23 protein-coding genes are annotated in these 17,701 nt (G+C 69.8%); 17 read left to right on the top strand and 6 right to left on the bottom strand.

Annotated features, from left to right (window positions below):
* The first annotated feature begins 50 nt into the window (after positions 1-50).
* From ACIQF0_RS40225 to ACIQF0_RS40205, 5 genes are read left to right on the top strand one after another with little or no spacing between them, the layout of a single operon-like run.
* Entirely contained in the window at positions 51-695 is a 645-nt protein-coding gene (locus ACIQF0_RS40225; protein WP_401038947.1) for a DUF1707 domain-containing protein, read from the top strand.
* Complete coding sequence (locus ACIQF0_RS40220) at positions 695-1,033, top strand: hypothetical protein (protein ID WP_401038944.1); 339 nt, start codon at positions 695-697, stop codon at positions 1,031-1,033. Before ACIQF0_RS40225 ends, ACIQF0_RS40220 begins: the two co-directional genes overlap by 1 nt.
* A 56-nt stretch (positions 1,034-1,089) precedes the next feature.
* Positions 1,090-2,046: a deoxyribose-phosphate aldolase gene (deoC, locus tag ACIQF0_RS40215; protein WP_401038942.1), complete on the top strand. Its 957-nt coding sequence runs from the start codon at positions 1,090-1,092 to the stop codon at positions 2,044-2,046.
* 4 nt (positions 2,047-2,050) lie between these two features.
* Positions 2,051-3,478, top strand: coding sequence for an aldehyde dehydrogenase family protein (locus tag ACIQF0_RS40210; protein WP_360044320.1), 1,428 nt, complete (start codon positions 2,051-2,053; stop codon positions 3,476-3,478).
* A complete protein-coding gene (locus tag ACIQF0_RS40205) occupies positions 3,471-4,334 on the top strand; it encodes an aldehyde dehydrogenase family protein (protein WP_401038938.1) in 864 nt (287 codons plus the stop codon). The genes ACIQF0_RS40210 and ACIQF0_RS40205 overlap by 8 nt, the downstream gene beginning before the upstream one ends.
* A gap of 5 nt (positions 4,335-4,339) precedes the next feature.
* On the opposite strand, the gene ACIQF0_RS40200 is transcribed toward ACIQF0_RS40205, so the two are convergent.
* The 3 genes from ACIQF0_RS40200 to ACIQF0_RS40190 are packed head-to-tail and all read right to left on the bottom strand — an operon-like array spanning position 4,340 to position 6,287.
* The gene (locus tag ACIQF0_RS40200) at positions 4,340-4,537 is read right to left on the bottom strand and encodes a helix-hairpin-helix domain-containing protein (protein WP_360044326.1); all 198 of its coding nucleotides are present in this window, start codon (positions 4,535-4,537) and stop codon (positions 4,340-4,342) included.
* Positions 4,534-5,160, bottom strand: a complete 627-nt coding sequence (locus tag ACIQF0_RS40195) for a response regulator transcription factor (protein WP_319975078.1) — start codon at positions 5,158-5,160, stop codon at positions 4,534-4,536. Before ACIQF0_RS40195 ends, ACIQF0_RS40200 begins: the two co-directional genes overlap by 4 nt.
* Positions 5,157-6,287 carry a histidine kinase gene (locus ACIQF0_RS40190; RefSeq protein ID WP_360044330.1) on the bottom strand — a complete coding sequence of 377 codons (1,131 nt, stop codon included), beginning with the start codon at positions 6,285-6,287 and terminating at the stop codon, positions 5,157-5,159. Before ACIQF0_RS40190 ends, ACIQF0_RS40195 begins: the two co-directional genes overlap by 4 nt.
* Before the next feature lie 109 nt (positions 6,288-6,396).
* Between ACIQF0_RS40190 and ACIQF0_RS40185 the strand changes: the two genes are divergently transcribed.
* The 5 genes from ACIQF0_RS40185 to ACIQF0_RS40165 all read left to right on the top strand — a co-directional run bounded on the left by ACIQF0_RS40185 (position 6,397) and on the right by ACIQF0_RS40165 (position 11,004).
* On the top strand, positions 6,397-7,071 hold the full coding sequence (locus ACIQF0_RS40185; protein WP_360044333.1) for an ABC transporter ATP-binding protein: 675 nt from the start codon (positions 6,397-6,399) through the stop codon (positions 7,069-7,071).
* Entirely contained in the window at positions 7,068-9,245 is a 2,178-nt protein-coding gene (locus ACIQF0_RS40180; protein ID WP_401038935.1) for an FtsX-like permease family protein, read from the top strand. Before ACIQF0_RS40185 ends, ACIQF0_RS40180 begins: the two co-directional genes overlap by 4 nt.
* Positions 9,246-9,322: 77 nt before the next feature.
* A complete protein-coding gene (locus ACIQF0_RS40175) occupies positions 9,323-9,841 on the top strand; it encodes a VanZ family protein (protein WP_401038933.1) in 519 nt (172 codons plus the stop codon).
* A gap of 47 nt (positions 9,842-9,888) precedes the next feature.
* Positions 9,889-10,347, top strand: a complete 459-nt coding sequence (locus ACIQF0_RS40170) for a hypothetical protein (protein WP_401038930.1) — start codon at positions 9,889-9,891, stop codon at positions 10,345-10,347.
* Between the two features lie 66 nt (positions 10,348-10,413).
* The gene (locus ACIQF0_RS40165) at positions 10,414-11,004 is read left to right on the top strand and encodes a MarC family protein (protein ID WP_360044344.1); all 591 of its coding nucleotides are present in this window, start codon (positions 10,414-10,416) and stop codon (positions 11,002-11,004) included.
* Between the two features lie 160 nt (positions 11,005-11,164).
* Here the strand turns inward: ACIQF0_RS40165 and ACIQF0_RS40160 are convergent, their stop codons facing one another.
* Positions 11,165-11,701 (bottom strand): SMI1/KNR4 family protein, encoded by a 537-nt coding sequence (locus ACIQF0_RS40160; RefSeq protein ID WP_360044347.1) that lies wholly within the window; start codon positions 11,699-11,701, stop codon positions 11,165-11,167.
* Between the two features lie 92 nt (positions 11,702-11,793).
* On the opposite strand from ACIQF0_RS40160, the gene ACIQF0_RS40155 reads away from it, so the two are divergent.
* Positions 11,794-12,120 (top strand): hypothetical protein, encoded by a 327-nt coding sequence (locus tag ACIQF0_RS40155; RefSeq protein WP_401038926.1) that lies wholly within the window; start codon positions 11,794-11,796, stop codon positions 12,118-12,120.
* Complete coding sequence (locus ACIQF0_RS40150; protein ID WP_401038924.1) at positions 12,117-13,307, top strand: C40 family peptidase; 1,191 nt, start codon at positions 12,117-12,119, stop codon at positions 13,305-13,307. The genes ACIQF0_RS40155 and ACIQF0_RS40150 overlap by 4 nt, the downstream gene beginning before the upstream one ends.
* Position 13,308: 1 nt before the next feature.
* On the opposite strand, the gene ACIQF0_RS40145 is transcribed toward ACIQF0_RS40150, so the two are convergent.
* The gene (locus tag ACIQF0_RS40145; RefSeq protein ID WP_401038921.1) at positions 13,309-13,725 is read right to left on the bottom strand and encodes a 4-oxalocrotonate tautomerase family protein; all 417 of its coding nucleotides are present in this window, start codon (positions 13,723-13,725) and stop codon (positions 13,309-13,311) included.
* A gap of 88 nt (positions 13,726-13,813) precedes the next feature.
* Between ACIQF0_RS40145 and ACIQF0_RS40140 the strand changes: the two genes are divergently transcribed.
* Genes ACIQF0_RS40140 through ACIQF0_RS40125 form a run of 4 tightly spaced genes read left to right on the top strand, consistent with a single transcriptional unit; the run spans position 13,814 to position 16,478 of the window.
* A complete protein-coding gene (locus ACIQF0_RS40140) occupies positions 13,814-14,404 on the top strand; it encodes a TetR/AcrR family transcriptional regulator (protein ID WP_401038919.1) in 591 nt (196 codons plus the stop codon).
* A gap of 5 nt (positions 14,405-14,409) precedes the next feature.
* Complete coding sequence (locus ACIQF0_RS40135) at positions 14,410-14,763, top strand: hypothetical protein (RefSeq protein ID WP_401038917.1); 354 nt, start codon at positions 14,410-14,412, stop codon at positions 14,761-14,763.
* Positions 14,760-15,197: a YbaB/EbfC family nucleoid-associated protein gene (locus tag ACIQF0_RS40130; RefSeq protein ID WP_401038914.1), complete on the top strand. Its 438-nt coding sequence runs from the start codon at positions 14,760-14,762 to the stop codon at positions 15,195-15,197. The genes ACIQF0_RS40135 and ACIQF0_RS40130 overlap by 4 nt, the downstream gene beginning before the upstream one ends.
* A 54-nt stretch (positions 15,198-15,251) precedes the next feature.
* Complete coding sequence (locus ACIQF0_RS40125) at positions 15,252-16,478, top strand: primosomal protein (protein WP_401038911.1); 1,227 nt, start codon at positions 15,252-15,254, stop codon at positions 16,476-16,478.
* A 58-nt stretch (positions 16,479-16,536) separates the two neighbouring features.
* Here ACIQF0_RS40125 and ACIQF0_RS40120 read toward each other — a convergent pair whose 3' ends face one another.
* Positions 16,537-16,866, bottom strand: coding sequence for a hypothetical protein (locus ACIQF0_RS40120; RefSeq protein WP_401038909.1), 330 nt, complete (start codon positions 16,864-16,866; stop codon positions 16,537-16,539).
* Between the two features lie 90 nt (positions 16,867-16,956).
* Between ACIQF0_RS40120 and ACIQF0_RS40115 the strand changes: the two genes are divergently transcribed.
* Positions 16,957-17,700: a GntR family transcriptional regulator gene (locus ACIQF0_RS40115; RefSeq protein WP_401038906.1), complete on the top strand. Its 744-nt coding sequence runs from the start codon at positions 16,957-16,959 to the stop codon at positions 17,698-17,700.
* Position 17,701 lies beyond the last annotated feature (1 nt).

Raw genomic sequence — 17,701 nt, 5'->3', positions numbered from 1 at the left:
CTGGTGAAAGACGCGGCGAAGAGTGCAGGCGCCGCACTAGACTCGATCGGGTGAGCGACGAGCTGGTACCGGCTGACCAGAGTCACATGCGGGCCTCCGACGCGGACCGGGAACGGATCGCGCAGGTGCTGCACAAGGCGACCGCCGAGGGCCGCCTCGACATCCACGAGCTGGACGAACGGCTCGTGGCGGTCTACGCCGCGAAGACGTACGGCGAACTCGTTCCCATCACCGCCGACCTGGTGCTGAGCGGCCTGCCGCAGACCCCGGCCGTGCCGCAGTACCAGCCGGCGACGAGCGACCGCATCGGCGGCCAGCCCGGCAGCGCGGTGTCCGTGGCCTTCTGGTCGGGCGTCAACCGCAAGGGCCAGTGGGTCGTCCCGCGCCTGCACAACGCCGTCGCCGTCATGGGCGGCATCGAGCTGGACCTCACCCACGCGAGCTTCGCCGAGGCCGAGGTCACCATCAGCGTCTTCGCGTTCTGGGGCGGCGTCGAGATCCGCGTGCCGGACGACATCAACGTGAAGGTCGACGGGTTCGGGTTCATGGGCGCCTTCGAGGACCGCGCGCCTGGTCGCCGCTACATCCCCGGCGCGCCGACGGTGCGGATCACCGGGCTCGCGCTCATGGGTGGCGTGGAAGTGAAGGGGCCGAAGAAGCCCAAGAAGAACATCCTGCGCGAGCTGCTCGACTGATGAAGGTCGCCGACCTCGTCGAACTCGCCGGTTTCGCAGGCGCTTCGATCATGCTCAAGATCGACGGGGAACGCGCCACCCACCGGTGGACCGTGTTGATCTCGTACCCGGACCTGGACTTCCGGTATCGGCGTGACGTCAACCGCATCGACCAGGTGCTCGGGATCCTGCGGAACGAACTGGCGAAGCTGCCGGGTGAGTGGTCCTGGCTGGACGACGAGATCGAGGACTTGGACGCGTTCGCCGAGCACTACGAGGAACTGGGTCGCCGCGGCGCGATCGTCGTCGTCGACGGCACTGGCGAACGGACCCTCAGACCGGCCGCAGACGTACCTTGATCTGCGCAAACGTCCTCACTTAGGACGGGCGTCCCATTCCGCTTAGACTCCCAGGCATGGCTGCTCCAACGACACTGCCGTCGGCCCTGGCTGACGCCGTGCGCGACGAATCGTCGCTGCGGCGTTTCCTGCACGGGCTCCCCGGCGTCGACCAGGTCGGCGTCGAGCAACGAGCCGCGGGCCTCGGCACGCGGAGCATCAAGAAGGCCTCGAAGCTGCACGCCATCGACCTGGCGATCAGCATGGTGGACCTGACCACGCTGGAAGGCGCTGACACCCCCGGCAAGGTGCGCGGTCTCGCCGCCAAGGCGCGCAGGCCCGATCCCGAACGGCCCGACGTGCCGAAGGTCGCGGCGGTCTGCGTCTACCCGGACATGGTGAAGACGGCGGCCGACGACCTCAAAGGCACCGGCATCAACGTCGCCAGCGTCGCGACCGCGTTTCCCAGTGGCCGCAGCACGATGGACATCAAGCTGGCCGACACCCGGTTCGCCGTCGAGCAGGGCGCGGCCGAGGTCGACATGGTGATCGACCGCGGCGCGTTCCTCTCTGGCCGGTACGGGCAGGTGTTCGAGGAGATCGTCAAGATCAAGGAAGCCTGCGGGGACGCGCACCTCAAGGTGATCCTGGAGACCGGCGAGCTCGTGACGTACGACAACGTGCGCCGCGCGTCGTGGCTCGCGCTGCTGGCCGGTGGTGACTTCATCAAGACGTCGACCGGCAAGGTGCAGCCCGCCGCGACGTTGCCGGTGACGCACGTGATGCTGCAGGCGGTGCGGGACTGGAAGGACCAGACGGGTGAGCTGCGCGGGGTGAAGCCCGCCGGTGGCATCCGCACGACCAAGGACGCGATCAAGTACCTGGTGGCCGTGCACGAGGTGGCCGGTCCGGAGTGGCTCGACCCGCACCTCTTCCGGTTCGGCGCGTCGACGTTGCTCAACGACCTGCTCATGCAGCGTCGGACCCAGTTGGACGGCCACTACAGCGGCCCGGACTACGTGACGGTGGACTGAAGACATGTGGGAATACGCCCCCGCGCCCGAGTCGCGGGACATCGCGAACCTCAAGCCGAGCTACAAGATGTTCGTCGACGGCAAGTTCGTCGAGGGCACCGGCGAGCCGCTCAAGACCATCAACCCGGCCACCGAAGAGGTGCTCGCCGAGGTCTCGACCGCGAGTCAGTCCGATGTGGACACCGCGGTCAAGGCCGCGCGCAAGGCCTACGACCGCGTGTGGTCGAAGATGCCCGGATCCGAACGGGCCAAGTACATCTACCGGATCGCGCGGCAGATCCAGGAACGCGGCCGTGAGCTCGCGGTGCTGGAGTCGCTCGACAACGGCAAGCCGATCAAGGAGTCGCGCGACACCGACATCCCGACGGCGGCCTCGCACTTCTTCTACCACGCGGGCTGGGCGGACAAGCTCGGCTACGCGGGCTACGGGCCCGACCCGAAGCCGCTGGGCGTCGCGGGCCAGGTGATCCCGTGGAACTTCCCGCTGCTGATGGCCGCGTGGAAGATCGCACCGGCGCTGGCGTGCGGCAACACCGTCGTGCTCAAGCCCGCCGAGACCACCCCGCTCACGGCGCTGGTGCTGGCCGACATCATCCAGCAGTGCGACCTGCCGCCGGGCGTCGTGAACATCATCCCTGGCGCCGGTGACGTCGGCGCCGCGCTGGTCGAGCACGCGGACGTCAACAAGGTCGCCTTCACCGGCTCGACCGACGTCGGCAAGATCATCCAGGGCCAGCTCGCGGGCACGTCGAAGAAGCTCACGCTGGAACTGGGTGGCAAGGCGGCGAACATCGTGTTCGACGACGCCCCGCTCGACCAGGCCGTCGAGGGCATCGTCAACGGCATCTTCTTCAACCAGGGCCACGTCTGCTGCGCCGGATCCCGCCTGCTCGTGCAGGAGTCCATCGCCGACGAACTGCTCGAGAAGCTGCACGCGCGCGTCTCTACCCTGCGCGTCGGCGACCCGCTCGACAAGAACACCGACGTCGGCGCGATCAACTCCCGCGAGCAGCTCACCAAGATCAAGGAGCTGACCGACGCGGGCGACGCCGAGGGCGCCACCCGGTGGACGTCCTCCTGCCCGTTGCCGGACAAGGGTTTCTTCTTCGCCCCGACCGTCTTCTCCGGTGTGTCGCAGGCGATGCGCATCGCCCGTGAGGAGATCTTCGGCCCGGTTCTGTCCGTGCTGACGTTCCGCACGCCGGAAGAGGCCGTGGCCAAGGCGAACAACACGCCGTACGGCCTGTCCGCGGGCATCTGGACGGAGAAGGGCTCGCGCATTCTCTGGATGGCACAACGCATGCGTGCCGGCGTCGTCTGGTCCAACACGTTCAACCGCTTCGACCCGACCGCCCCGTTCGGCGGTTACCAGGAGTCGGGCTTCGGCCGTGAGGGCGGCCGCACGGGTCTGGAGGCCTACCTCGATGTCTGATCGCATCACGGTCGAGAAGACCTACAAGCTCTACATCGGCGGCAAGTTCCCCCGCTCCGAGTCGGGCCGCAGCTACCCGGTGACCGATGCGAAGGGCACGTTCCTCGCCAACGCCGCGCAGGGCTCCCGCAAGGACGCGCGCGACGCCGTTTCCGCCGCCCGCAAGGCTTTCGCGAGCTGGTCCGGCGCCACGGCCTACAACCGGGGCCAGGTCCTGTACCGCGTGGCCGAGGTCCTCGAAGGCCGCCGCGAGCAGTTCATCGCCGAGGTCGGCACGTCCGAGGGCGTCGCGCTCAAGAAGGCGCAGTCCCTCGTGGACACCGCGATCGACCGCTGGGTCTGGTACGCGGGCTGGACCGACAAGATCGCGGCCGTCCTGGGTTCGTCGAACCCGGTGGCGGGTCCGTACTTCTCGTTCTCCACCCCGGAACCGACGGGCGTGGTCGCCGTCCTGGCGCCGCAGCAGTCGTCGCTGCTCGGCCTGATCTCGGTGATCGCACCGGTGATCGCGTCCGGCAACACCTGCGTGGTCATCACCTCGCAGGACCGCCCGCTGCCCGCGATCACGTTGTCCGAGGTGCTGGCCACCAGCGACGTCCCCGGCGGCGTCGTCAACATCATCACCGGCCGCACCGCGGAGATCGCGCCGTGGCTGGCCTCGCACGGCGACGTGAACGCGCTGGACCTCACCGGTGCGCCGGAGTCGATCCGCGCGGACCTGGAGCGGTCGGCGGCCGGCACCGTGAAGCGCGTGCTGCGCAACAAGCCCAGCGAGGACTTCACCGCCACGCCGGACATGTCGCGCCTGCGCGCGTACCTGGAGACGAAGACGGTCTGGCACCCGATGGGTGTCTAGGGAAGCTAGTCGGCGGCGTAGGCCTTGCCCTGCGCCGCCAGCTCCTCGCCGAGGATCCTGATGGCCTTCGGACCGACGCCGTGGATCTTCAGCAACGTCTTCGCGGACACCTTCGTCAGCGAGTCGAACGTCGTGTAGCCGTGCGACGCCAGTTCACGCGCCGCCACCTTGCCGATCGTGCGCGGGAACTCCGGCTCGGTCACGAGTTCACCAGACCCGCGCGCCACGCCCAGGAAGCGATCCCGACGCGGTTGCGCACGTTCAGCTTGGTCTGCACCGAAGCCAGGTGGGTCTTCACCGTGGACAGCGACAGGAACAGCGACGAAGCGATCTCCTGGTTGGAGAGCCCCCGCGCCACCTCGCGGACCACGTCCTGCTCGCGAGCCGTGAGCAACGACAGGTCAGGCCGCTGGGCGGGCCGGGCGAAGTGCTCCAGCATCCGCACTGTCACCTGAGGCGAGATCAACGCGTTTCCCGCGGCGGCCGCGCGAACGGCCTCGACCAGCAGTGCAGGCCCGGCGTCCTTGGTCAGGAACCCGGAAGCCCCGTTCTCCAACGCCGTGTGCACGTACTCGTCCAGGTCGAACGTGGTCACGACGACCACCTTCGTCGTGGGCGACAGCTTCTTGGTCACCTCGAGCCCGTCCATCCCGGGCATGCGGATGTCCAGCAGTGCCACGTCGGGGTTGTGCTCCCGAGCGGCGGTGACGGCCGAGATCCCGTCGGGAACGTCGGCGACGACGGTGATGTCCGGCTGCTTCTCCAGGATCATCCGAAACCCGACGCGGACCATCTCCTGGTCGTCGGCGATGAGGACCGAGATCACTTCTTCCCTTCCAGGGGTAGCTCGGCGAGCACCTGCCAGCCGTGCTCGCGCGGACCCGCGGAGAACAGGCCGCCCAGCAGGTCGACCCTCTCACGCATACCTACGAGACCGTAGCCACCCTGGTTCAGCTCGTGCAGCTGCCCGTCGTCGGCCACGATCACGCGCAACGCCCCACCGGACGTCCGCGAGATCTCCACGTCGATCATGGTGGGCCGTACGGCGTGTTTGTGCACGTTGGTGAGCGACTCCTGGACCAGGCGCAGCACCGACCGGCCGAGCTCCGGCGGCACCACGTCGGGCAGGTCGATGCGCAGGCGGGTCTCGAAGCCGAGCTCGCGGGTGCGTTCGACGGCCGAGATGACGTCGGCGGCCAGGTCCGTGGTGGCGGCCTCGTTCTCGCCCTGGCGCAACGTGCCGACGAGCCGGCGCATCGCGCCCAGGGCCTCGGTGCCCGAACGGACGATGCCGGGCAGCAGGCGGTGGGCGGCGTGCGGGTCGTCGTCGGAGACCTCCAACGCAGCCTGGGCCTGCACGAGCATGCCCGTCACGTGGTGGGCGACGACGTCGTGCAGTTCGCGGGCCAGGGCGATGCGTTCTTCCTTCTGCGCGTCGGTGACGGCGGCGGCGATCAGGCGGCCGCCCTCGGTGTCGCGGGCGCGGAAGTACAGGCCGGTGCCGACGGCGGTGAAGCCCAGCACGAGCGAGCCGAGCATCTCGTTGTAGTTGCTCGACGAGATCCAGTTGTCCCGGACGATGGCGGCGAAGAAGCTCACGGCGACCAGCCAGCCCACCGACCACGTGGCGGCGCGGCGGGGCTCTTCTCGCACGACCACGGCCGTGATGACCAGGCACGCGGCGGTCTCAGCGACGGTGAGCGGGCTCAGCAGCGTCGGCAGGTTCACGTTGAAGAGCCGGATCACGAACGACGACAGGAAGATCGACGCGACCGCCACCGGGATGGTGAAGGCGCGCGACTTGAACGACATGACGGCGACGATGCACACCGGCACGGTCATCAGCCACACCAGCGCCTCGGGGCTGCCGCCCCCGCTCATCAGAAGGAGCTCGCCGAGCATCAGCAAGGCGAGAACGGCGGCGATCGGCCATTGGCCCCGATGACTGTCCACGGGAGACAACGGTAGGACCACCACACCTCTACGGCCTCGGTCATCCGGCTGATCCGGTGTGTCGTTAAGGCCGAGGTTTTCCCTCGCCGCGCACGGCACCTTGAGAAACATGAATTCGGTTCTGGCCGCTCGTGGCCTGGTCAAGACCTACGGCGACGTGCACGCGCTCGCCGGGGTGGACATCGACATCAAGGCCGGGGACGTGCTGGCGGTCGTCGGTCCGTCCGGATCCGGCAAGACGACGCTCCTGCACGTGCTGTCCGGCATCCTGCGCGCCGACGGCGGCGAGGTGTTCCTGGACGGGCGGGCGATCGGCGAGCTGAACGAGACGGGACGCAGCGCGCTGCGGCGCACGGCGTTCGGGTTCGTGTTCCAGTCGGGCATGCTCGTGGCCGAACTGACCGCCGAGGAGAACGCGGCGCTGCCGATGCTGCTCGCCGGCGGTGCACGCGCGGAGTCGCTCGGCGCGGCCCGGCTGTGGCTGTCCCGGCTCGGCCTGCAGGGCATGGAGAAGCGGCTGCCGAGCGAACTCTCCGGCGGGCAGGCGCAACGGGTCGCGATCGCGCGGGCCCTCGCGCACAGCCCGCGGGTGATCTTCGCGGACGAACCGACCGGCGCCCTCGACACCCGCACCGGCCAGGAGATGATGACCGTGCTCCTGCAGGCCGCCGAGGAGACCGGCGCGGCGATCGTGATCGTCACGCACGACAAGGCGATCGCCGACCGGGCGTTGCGCGTCGTCGAGATCCAGGACGGGCGCATCGCGGCGGGGGTGTCCGCGTGAGGATCGCTCTCGCGGTGCTGCGCAGGGACCGCCGCAGCCAGGTCGCGACGGTGCTGGTCGCACTGGGCGTGATGATCGCGGTGTCGCTGGTCCTGTGGCTGCTCGCCGCTCCGAACGGCCTGCAGGCGCGAGCCGACCGCACGGCGTGGCGCGACGGAATCGGCCAGAACGACAAGGGCGCCGTTTCCGTTGCCATGAACCAGGATTCGTACGACGGCAAGCTCATCGAACGGTTCGACGTCGCCCGCACCGAACAGGGCACCATCCCGGTCGCGGCCGGCATCGCCAGGTTTCCGGAGGCGGGCGAGGTGCTGCTGTCGCCCGCACTCGCGGACCTCGTGCGCGACACCCCTCCGGAGAAACTCGGCAACCGCTTCCCCGGCACGCGGATCGCGGAACTGGGGCCGGATGCGCTCAAGTTCCCCGGCGAACTCGTCGCGATCATCGGCCACGAGAAGGTCGACAACGGCTACCCCGCGGCGGATCTGCGGGGCGGCGCCGGCTCGTACCGCGACGACTACCACGGCATGCTCTACCTGCTCACGCGCGTCGGGCTCGTGGTGCTGGTCGTGCCGTGCCTGGTGCTGGTCGCCTCGGCCGCCCGGCTGACCGCGGCGAAACGGGAACGGCGCCTCGCCGCGCTCAGGCTCGCCGGTGCCAGTCCGCGGCAGGTCGTGGTGATGACCGCCGTCGAGACCGCGATCGGTGCGGTCGTCGGCAGCGTGCTGGGTGTGGTGCTGGCGCGGCCGTTCAGCCACGTCACCGCCGAAGTCCCGTGGGAGGGCGGCACCTGGTACCCCGGTGACTTCGTGCCGGAACCCGCGGTCGTGGCGGCGGTGGCGGTGCTCGCGCCGTTGCTGGTCGTCGGAGCCGCGATCATGGGACTGCGGCGCGTGGTGAACCAGCCGCTCGCGGCGGAGGCGAAGCGCAAGGTCAGGTCGTGGCGGCTGCTGACCATCGCCGGCGCGCTGGGCGTGTTCTTCCTCGGCATCATGTACGCGCAGGAGGCGAGCGGCGACGGCCAGTTCACCGTCGTGCTCCTCGGCCTCGGCGCGGTGGCGCTCGCGCTGGTGCTGGCGGGACCGGTGCTGACCGCGTGGGTCGGCAGGTTCTTCGTCGGGCGGTGGCGCAGGCCGTCGACGTTGCTGGCCGGACGCAGGCTCGCCGGTGACCCGGTGGCGGCGTTCCGCGGCTCGGCGGGCGTGGTGATCGCCGTGTTCACCGGCTCGATGGCGCTCACGATGCTGCCGGGGCTGGAGAGCCAGGTCCCGTACCGCGACTCGACGTGGCTGGAGAACGCGATCGTGGCGGAGCAGGTGACGCACGACATCACGCCGTTGCGCCTGGCGACCTCGGGACCGATCGTCACGATGCTCGACGGCACGATCAGGAGCGGCGACTACGGCACGTACGTCGTCGTCGGTGAGTGCGCCGAAGTCGCGAAGGTGCTGACCGGCCTCCACTGCCAGGAGGGACCCGCCGTCTACTCGCCAGGACCGTTGCAGGGCAACGAGTTCAAGTCGAGCGGCGGCAAGGACGTGCTGACCGCGCAGCTGCCGGCGCAGTACGAGACGCGGCCGTTCGAGGGCAGCGGCCGGGTGAGCGCGGTGATCGACCGCGACCTGCTGCCGTCGCTGGCGGGCGAGGTGTCGATGGTCGGCGTGCCGACGACGCCGGAGAACCGCGACGCCGTGCACACCGCGCTGCTCGGCACGCTGCCGGGCGTGCGGCTCGTGGACGGCGAGCAGCGGGGCCTCTTCGGCGACACGCTGATGGCGGACCTCCAGCGGGCCACGATCATCGGCCTCTCCATCGCGGCGGTGCTCGGTGGCATCGGCGCGGCGGTGGCCGCGGCGGGTTCGGTGATCGACCGCAGGCGCACTTTCGGCGCGTTGATCGCGGCAGGGACTCCGATTCGTGTCCTGGCTCACGCATTGCGCCGAGAAGTGATGTTGCCGGTGTTCGCCGTCACAATCGCGGCGTGCGGTGCGGGAATTGTCGTGGGCCTCGGATTGCTCACCCTGGCGCGCGGACTGGTGGGTCACGGCGAAATGCCGATCACGCCGTGGGTGATCGCCCCGGTGGGCGTCGGCGTCGTGGTCGCGCTGGTGGCGGCCCTGGCGTGCGGCCCGGTACTACGCGGCATCAGCCCTCGGGATTACGCGGCCGAGTAGTACTCGGCCGGAAGTACGAGGATGGAACTGGCCCTCAGCGCGATGTGCGCGGAGGGCCTTTTTCATAACTTGGATTCATGACGAATGCACAGCTCGCTAGCATCCAGTGGGGCGTTTTCCTTTCTGTCGTCTTCCTGCTCCCGCAGCTGCTGTTCCGTCAGCTCACCTTCCGCGGCGCCACCGTCACCGTCTACGCGAGCATGCTGTTCTCGGCGACGTTCCTGCCGATGCAGACCGCGCCGCCGCGCCAGTCCGTGCAGCTCGTCCCGTTCCAGTGGGTCGCCGACACCTTCCGCGACGGGCAGATCGCGTTCGACCAGATGACGTTGAACGTGCTGCTGTTCGTGCCGCTCGGCGCGATGCTGATGTTCTGGGGCAGGCGCACGATCGGCCAGACCGCGTTGATCGGCTACGGCGTCTCGCTGCTGATCGAGGGCTCGCAACTGCTGTGGGCCAACCGGATCTTCGACGTCGACGACCTGATCACCAACACCACCGGCACCGCGCTCGGCTGGCTCGGCGCGCTGGCCGCCGTGAAGGTCTACGCCCGCGTGAAGACCGTTGTGCCGCAGCGCGAGCTCGTCAGCGCAGGCTGACCTGCGGATTCCAGAAAGCCTGCAAGACCTGTGTGGATCCTGTCCGCATGAGAGCCAAGCGAACGATCGCGGTCACCGCCGCCCTTCTCGGCCTGACCGCGATGACGGTGAGCCCGGCCTCGGCCGCGGCGGGCAGCTGGAAGGCGTACGGGAACACGAACCCGATCACGTCCAGCCCGCACACGTGGGTCTGCGCCGCCAGCAAGGCGGTCACGACCAACGTAGTCGCGCAGGTGTGTGCGATCAGGTCGGCCAGCGGGGGTTCCGCGCAGGGTGCGGTGATCGTCCGCAACAACCAGTCCGGCCTCTTCTCCGCCACGGCGACGGTGGACCTGTGGTCCGAGGGCCGGAGTCAGATGGGCATCTGGGAGTGCCCGTCGTCCGGTGTCGGGGCGAACTCGTGGTCGGTCTGCTTCGGCCGCAGCCAGTCCGTCCCCTCCAGCGACCCGGTGAACTCCTTCGGCTGGGCCAAGGACAAGTACCTCGGCGTGACAGGACTCGCCTGACCCCACGTTCACCCGGCGGCGTGAGGTGACGCGCGCCGCCGGGCCCATCCCCTGATCATGGCCGCCATGAAGTTCGTGGAGGCGTTCAGCATCCTGGTCGCCGTCGTCGGCCCGCCGAAGATCCTGCTGGCGTTCCTGATGGACACCGAGGGCGCCGACTCCCGCACGCGCTGGCGGGTGGCGTTCACCTCGACCGCGATCGCGCTGGGCGTCGGCCTGTTCGTCGTGGTGGCCGGGCGGGCGTTGCTCTCGGTCTTCCACATCAGCGAGGGTGCGCTGTACCTGGCGAGCGGCGTCATCCTGTTCGTGCACGCGCTTGATCTCGTGCTCGGACGCAAGCAGGAACCGACGCACGACGACACGCGCGGCACGCACGAGTTGGCCACCGCCTACTACGCGAACCCCGTGGCGCTGGCCTACCTGTTCCTGCTCTCGGACACGAAGTCGGTCGAGACGACGTTCGTGCTGGCAGGCGGGTTCGCGGCGGTGATCGCGCTCGACCTGGCGGCGATCGCCGTGCTCGGCATCGCGATGCGCTGGGTGAAGATGACCTACGCCTGGGTGCTCGTGCGGGTGCTGGGGGTGCTGCTCGCGGCGCTGGGCGTCGACCAGATCGTCGAGGGCCTGATCACGCTCGGCATCCTCGAACGGGTCTAGTGGCGTGGCCCAGAACGTTGCCGGGTGAATTCGCGGTCAGACGGGTGCATCGTGGTGCCGCCCCCATGTCCTCATACTGGACCGTATGGGGGTGTGGGGGCGGTGCCGCGAGGCGCCCTGCTGAGCGTGAATTCACCCGCCAAGGGGCTGGGTCACGCCACTAGCTCGTCCGCCAGCCCAGCTCGCCCGCGGAGTTGATCTCCGGGAAGCAGTGGCCGACCGCGCTGCGCGTCTCCAGGGCCGTCGCGACCTGGTCGAACATCTCCACGATCGACGTCCACTCCGGCTTGACCATCTCGTTGCGCTCCTGGTCCCACTCGACCACGCAGCCGCGCAGCACGCCGGGGCGGAGGTCCACCGCGAGCACGTCGCCGGTGCCGTCGAACGCGATCGGCAGCCACTCGGGGTGGAAACCCGAAGTCGGCGCGCCGGCCTCGGAGACGTCGACGGGCTTGCTCACGTGGGTGTCCCTGAGCACGAACGCGCGATCGGCGCCCAGCGGCGTGTAGAAGGGCGGCAGGATCTCGGCGAAGCGCCCCTGTTCGGTGCCGCCGTAGACGCTCCACCACAGCTGGAGATCGATCGGAACCCGAAGCTCCGGCAGCGCGTCATACCTCGGACGCAACACGGCACGGGTGGCCGGAGCGTGCTCCGCCAGCCATGCCAGGATCCGGTTCCAGTGCTCGATCACACCCACCGTTCCATGATCTTGGCGGAACGACGGGCGAGGTACCGCCCATCGGGGCAGGATCAACGCGAACAGGTCACTACTGGGGGAAGAGCTTTCAGATGGCGGAACAAGGCCTCAAGGTCGACTTCGACGCCTTGACCGGATACGCGTCCGCGGTGAGCGGTCTGGCGAGCGAGGTCGGCACCGTCGGCAGCGGCACGTTGAACGGCACGACCAGCCTCCCGGGCGACTGCTTCGGCAAACTGGGCAACGAGGTCGGCCTCAACGCCGCCTTCCAGACGGCCGCGCAGGCGCAGCTCGACGCGCTCAAGGCCGCGTCGACGGGGCTCGCCGGTCTCGGCACCGCGGTCTCGAAGGCCCGCGAGTCGTACATCGCCCAGGAAGAAGCGCACAAGGCGGCGATCACCAAGGCGGGCCAGGCATGAGCGTCGAGGGGCTGCTGAGCCAGTTCATCGCGCCCATGAAGGAGGACTTGGCCAAGCTGGACGGTGACACCGGCGGCGCCACGCGGGCCGGTGACGCCTTCGGCCGCGCGCAGACCGCGATGACCGACCTGGGCACGCGGCACGGCTCGGCCTCGACGGCCGTGCTGAACACGTGGTCCGGCGACAAGGCCAACGCCTTCACCGCCCGCGTCTCGACCTTCGCCTCGGCCGCGACCCTCTTGTCCTCCAACGCTTCCGCGCTCAAGACCGCGGCCTCGACCGGCGTGTCCGCGGTGACCGGCGGCCGCACCGCGATCCAGGGCCTCATCGACGAGTTCACGTCCAAGGCGACCCCGAAGCTCGCCGCGGCGCTCGCCCTGTCGCTCGTGGCAGGCCCCGGTGTCGTGCTGGCGGCCGTGGCCGACCTCGCCGGAATGGCGTCCGGCTACCAGGGCAAGACCGCCGCCGAACTGCAGAAGGTGCGCGACCAGCTCACGCAACTCGTCGGGCAGCTCAACGGCCTGCAGAAGCCGGACGCGGGCGCGCTGGCGAAACTCGGCGACCCGCTGGGCGGCGACGAGGGCACCACCTCGACCTCCGGCGCCTCCGACACCCCGAAGCAGGAATCCGGCCCCGGCTCCAACAACGGCAGCGGTTCCGGCTCTGGCGGCGGTGGCGGCAGCGGTTCAGGAGGCGGCGGCGGTGGCGGAGGTTCGGGCAGCGGCGGCGGCGGAGGAGGAGGCGGCGGCTCGGGCCCGCGCCTGCCCGTCGCGATCCCGCCGCAGCCCGGCGAGGGCGTCGGCGTGAACCTGCCCGACGGCAGCAGCGCCGAGGCACCGAACGAGACCGCGGCCAAGGCCGTGCGCAACGCGTTGTCAGCCCTCGGCACCCCGTACGTGTGGGGCGGCGCGAACCCGCCCCAGGGCACCGACTGCTCCGGCCTCACGCAGTGGGCCTACGGGGGCGCGGGCTTCGACATCCCGCGCCCGGCCTCGTCCCAGGCGATGGGCGCCTCGGTGCCCGCGGACCAGGTGCTGCCCGGCGACCTCGTGGTGTGGGACGGGCACGTGGCGATGATCATCGGCAACGGCCAGATGGTCGAGGCCGGCGACCCCGTGCAGGTGCAGCCGATCCGCACGTCGAACAGCGGGATGTCGTTCTACGGCTTCTACCGCCCCACGGGCTGAGCTACTTCGCGGCCTGGGCCGCGGCCTTCAGGTCGGCGAACTTCACGATCTGACCGCCCGCGCCCCAGGTCCCCTCCGGCTGCTCGTGGATCAGCACCCAGACCCGCAACGCGTCGGCCTCGCCCAGTCCGGCGGCCTCCAGCACCAGCGCGGTCGCCTCCTGCACGAGACCGGCCTTGCGCCGGTCGGACAGCGCGCCCACCGGCACCCGGACGTCCACCCGGAACCGCGGCGCGTCGTCCTCGGCGGTGGTCTGCGCGCCCGCGGGCAGTTCGTGCAGGTAGGTCCACGCCACCGAGCGGAAGAACTCGTTGTCCGGCGCGCCCTCCCACTTCAGCAGCAACGCGGCGAGGTCGCGCTGCACGCTCTTGCGGCCCGCGTCCGTCAGCGATCCGGCCGGCGCGGTCAGTTCGATCATCGGCATGACATTCCCCGATCTATGACGACTGTTATAACCCTCGGCGGACGCTAACCTATGACGAGTGTTATAGCCAGAGAGGCCTGACATGTCCCGAGAGCAGATCGTCACCGGCGCGGCCGACATGATCCGGCGGCGCGGCCTCAACGCGACGAGCATCCGCGAGGTCGCCAAGCACGCGGGCACACCGCTCGGCTCGACCTACCACTACTTCCCCGGCGGCAAGACGCAACTGGCGACCGAGGCGGTCCAGTGGGCGACGGAGACCGTCTCGAAGGTGCTCACGGCGAAGCTCCGCAAAGGACCGGTCGACGGGGTGAAGGCGTTCTTCGCGCTGTGGCGGCAGATCGTCACCGAGACCGGTTTTCAGGCCGGTTGTCCCGTGCTCGCGGTGGCCATCGAGGAGAACGCGAGCCCGCAGGCGCTGATGGCCGCGGCGGACGGGTTCCGGGCGTGGTCGGCCCAGCTGGCCGCGTCTCTGGAGGAGCACGGGGTCTCGCCGGCCCGTGCGCGCAGCCTCGCCCACCTCTGCGTCTCGGCGGCGGAGGGCGCGGTCGCGCTGTGCAGGGCCCAGCGCAGCATCGAACCCCTCGACGACGTGGCCGCCGAACTCACCGCGTTGCTACATGCGGCCACCGAAGATCCTGGGATGCGGCACACTGTCCCCATCAGGGGGTGATCGGAGTGGACGACGACGTCCAGCGCGCCGCGCGGAAGGTGCGCGAGGTCGAGCAGGCGGTGTCGGAGCACGTCACGCGCAGTGGTCCCATCACGGGACGAGCGTCCTCTCCGGACGGCGCGGTGACGGTGGTCGCCACCCCGGGAGGCCCGCCGCAGCAGATCGCGGTGAGCCCGGCGGCGTTGCGGATGGGCCCGCACGGGCTGGCCGCCGAGATCATGCGCATCGCCGACAAGGCCCAGCGCAACGCGAACACCCGCCTGCACCAGACGCTGGACCGCGTGGTCGACCCGCGCGAACTGACGGCCGTGGGCCTCGAACGCGGCCCCGACGAGGACGAACTCGGGTGGCGGCGGTGAACGAGGAACGCCTGCAGGCCACCGAGCGTCTCCAGCGCGAGCTCGCGGCCCTCACCGCCACGGTCGAGCACCCGAACGGCACGTGCATGGTCACGGCGTCGCCGAAGGGCGAGATCAAGGCCCTGCACCTGCACCCCGCGCTGCTCACGCAGGGCGCGCAGGCCGTCGGGCAGGTCGTCACCGAGACCGTCCAGCTCGCCACGAACGCGGCCGTGCAGATCAGCTTCAACAAGATGGCGCTGGCGCTCGGTGACGGAATGGCGATCGACGTCGAGTCCGTCGCGGGGGACTCACCCTTCCGGTCGACGTGGAACCCCGTCGTGCCACCGAAATCCCCCGCTGAGCAGGCACCACCGGAGCGCAGGCAGAGGGCGCCGCACATCGAGAACCCGGACGACGACGCGTTCTTCGAGAACCCCTCGTGGCTCCGGTGATCAGCACCGTTAGGCTCGTCGACGGCATCAGGCAGGCGTGACCGGGAGGTCAGGATGGCGCAGGACATCGTCCCCATCGAGCTGGGGCTGACGCAGGGTGACGTAGTCACCCTGTGGGCACCCCGCTGGCGCGAGAAGGGCGAGGAGTGGGAGGCGTTCCTCGGCGACGAGGAAGACCTGTTCGTCTTCCCCGACGCCGCGCATCTCGCCGCCTTCGTGCGCACCGCCGAGGAGCACGACCTGACCGATCACCCCGCGTGGCCGGTCGTGCCGTCGCTGGGTGTCGCGGACCTCTCGCCGGACGACAACCACCAGTTCGACCTCGTCGGCGTGCCCGAGCTCGTCGCGGAGGACCCGGACACCTGGACGATCGGCGAGCTCGCCGACGTCATCGCGATCGTGCGCGCCCTCGCGGACGTCTGCGACCTGGAGAAGGTCCACGAGGTGCTCGACAGCGCCGAGGGCTTCTCGCTGCTGCCGCAGGGCACGCTGCCGTTCAGCGGCCGTGACGGCGGCAAGCTGTGGGGCGAGCTGTCCGAGGTCGTCTCCGAGAAGTGGGACGAGGTCCTCGACGCGATCGACAGCGTGGTGAACACGCCGGAGGTCCCCGAGAAGGAGCTCTCCGTCGCGCAGGACGAGCTCGCCGCGCTGGAGGCCGCCACGGCCGCCACGGCCGCGGCCGCCGTCGACTCCCCCGCGGACGAGGACTCCGACGAGGAGAAGGCCGAGCCCACGGGCTTCTGGGCCGAGGTCGGCGTCGACCCCATCAAGATCATCACGTCGGCCGGCGAGTTCTACACGCTGCGCTGCTACCTGGGCGACGACCCGGTGTTCCTGGGCCGCCGCGGCAAGATCGAGGTCTTCACCTCGCACCGCGCCCTGAGCCGCTTCGTGGCCGAGAACGACGAGCACGACCTGGCCGAGGTCGAGACCTGGAACGACATCAAGGTCAAGGCCACCGCGGGCGAGCTCGACGTCGACGTGGACGACGACAACGTCTACGTGCTCACCGGCATCGCCGAGGACATGGAGGAGGGCCCCGACTCCCTCGACCCGCAGCAGCTCGACCTCGCCGTCGAACTGTTCGAGGACGCGGCCGAGTGGGCCGAGGACGAGTCCGTGAAGGACGCGCTCGCCTCGTCCGAGTCGCTGGGCTGGCTCGTGTCGTTCGTCGTGTCGCCGGACCCGACGCGTCTCGCGCCGTCCGCCCCGTACGACGCCGAGGTGGCCGCGTTCCGCACGCTGCAGGCGGCGTTCGAGGACCGGCTCAACACCAACTGAACTCTGGTGTGACGAGGGGCCGCTCACTTCCGGTGAGCGGCCCCCTTTTCGTTGTCGTCTAACGGACTCGGTAGCTCACGGCAGGGAACGGGAAGTTGCCTTGGTGCAGGCTGCCGAGGACGTAGTAGGTGTCGCCGGACTGGCCGGGCAGGCCCTTGGCGCAGTTCGCGTTGAAGAACACGTCGATGTTCGCGGACGAGATGTTGAGGCCGGAACGCACCGGTGCCACGTTCACGCACTCGCCGTTCGCGAGGTCGACCGCGGACTTGGTGCCGGACAGGTTGGAGCCGCTGTAGAGCACGGCGTGCTCACCTTCGGCGCTGGCGGGCAGGGCGAGGGCCATCGAGGCGAGGACGGCGAGTCCTCCGGCGATCAGTGCAGGGCGCATGAGATCCACTTTCCCAGCCGCAGCTGTCGATCAGCTGTCTTCCAGGACCGGAACGACATCCGGTTGCACCCGCCTGTATGATACAGGTTTATGACAGGTTCTCGGTCGCAGCGCCTCGCCGTGGAGTTGCGGGAACGGATCACGCTCGGCGACTACGGCCCGGCGGGGTCGATCGAGAGCGAGGCCGAACTGGGCCGCCGCTACGAGGTCAGCCGCGTGACCGTGCGCCGGGCTTTGGAGCAGCTCCGCGACGAGGGCCTGCTGGCGTCGCGAAAAGGCGCCGGCTGGTACGTGGTGTCGTTCGCCCAGCCACTGGCGCTCGGCTCGTTCCAGCACGCGCAGTCGGCCGTGGCCGAAGCCGGTGTCTCACTGGTGCGCACGGTGCTCGAGTACGGCTACCGCGAGGCACCTTCGACCGTCGCCTCGACGCTGGGACCGGGCGAGATGCTGCGCGCGCGTTCGCTGCGCCGCACCGGGGACACACCGCTGGACGTCGTGACCGAGTGGGTGCCGCTGGCACTGGCCGCCCCGGTCAGCCGGGCCGACGCCGAGTCGCCCGGCACGTGGGAGACGTTGCGGCGCAACGGCAATCAGATCGCCGTCGTCCGGCAGAGCATCGCGGCCGTCGCGGCGGGCGACCTCGGCACACTGCTCGGCGTCGCCGCCACCACACCCGTGCTTCTGGTGCGCCGCATCGCGTTCGACGGCGCCGAGCAGCCCATCGCACTGTCCGAGCACCACTACCTGGGCCACCGGTTCCAGCTGGAGGTCGAGTTCCGCGGCTGGCCCGGCGCGGAACCTCCCGGCGTCGCCGCGATCCCCTCGGAGGACTGAT

Source organism: Lentzea sp. NPDC092896 (assembly GCF_044754905.1).
Lineage (GTDB): Bacteria > Actinomycetota > Actinomycetes > Mycobacteriales > Pseudonocardiaceae > Lentzea.
The sequence above is the reverse complement of the archived record's forward strand: the minus strand, read 5'-3'. Positions and strand labels throughout refer to the sequence as shown.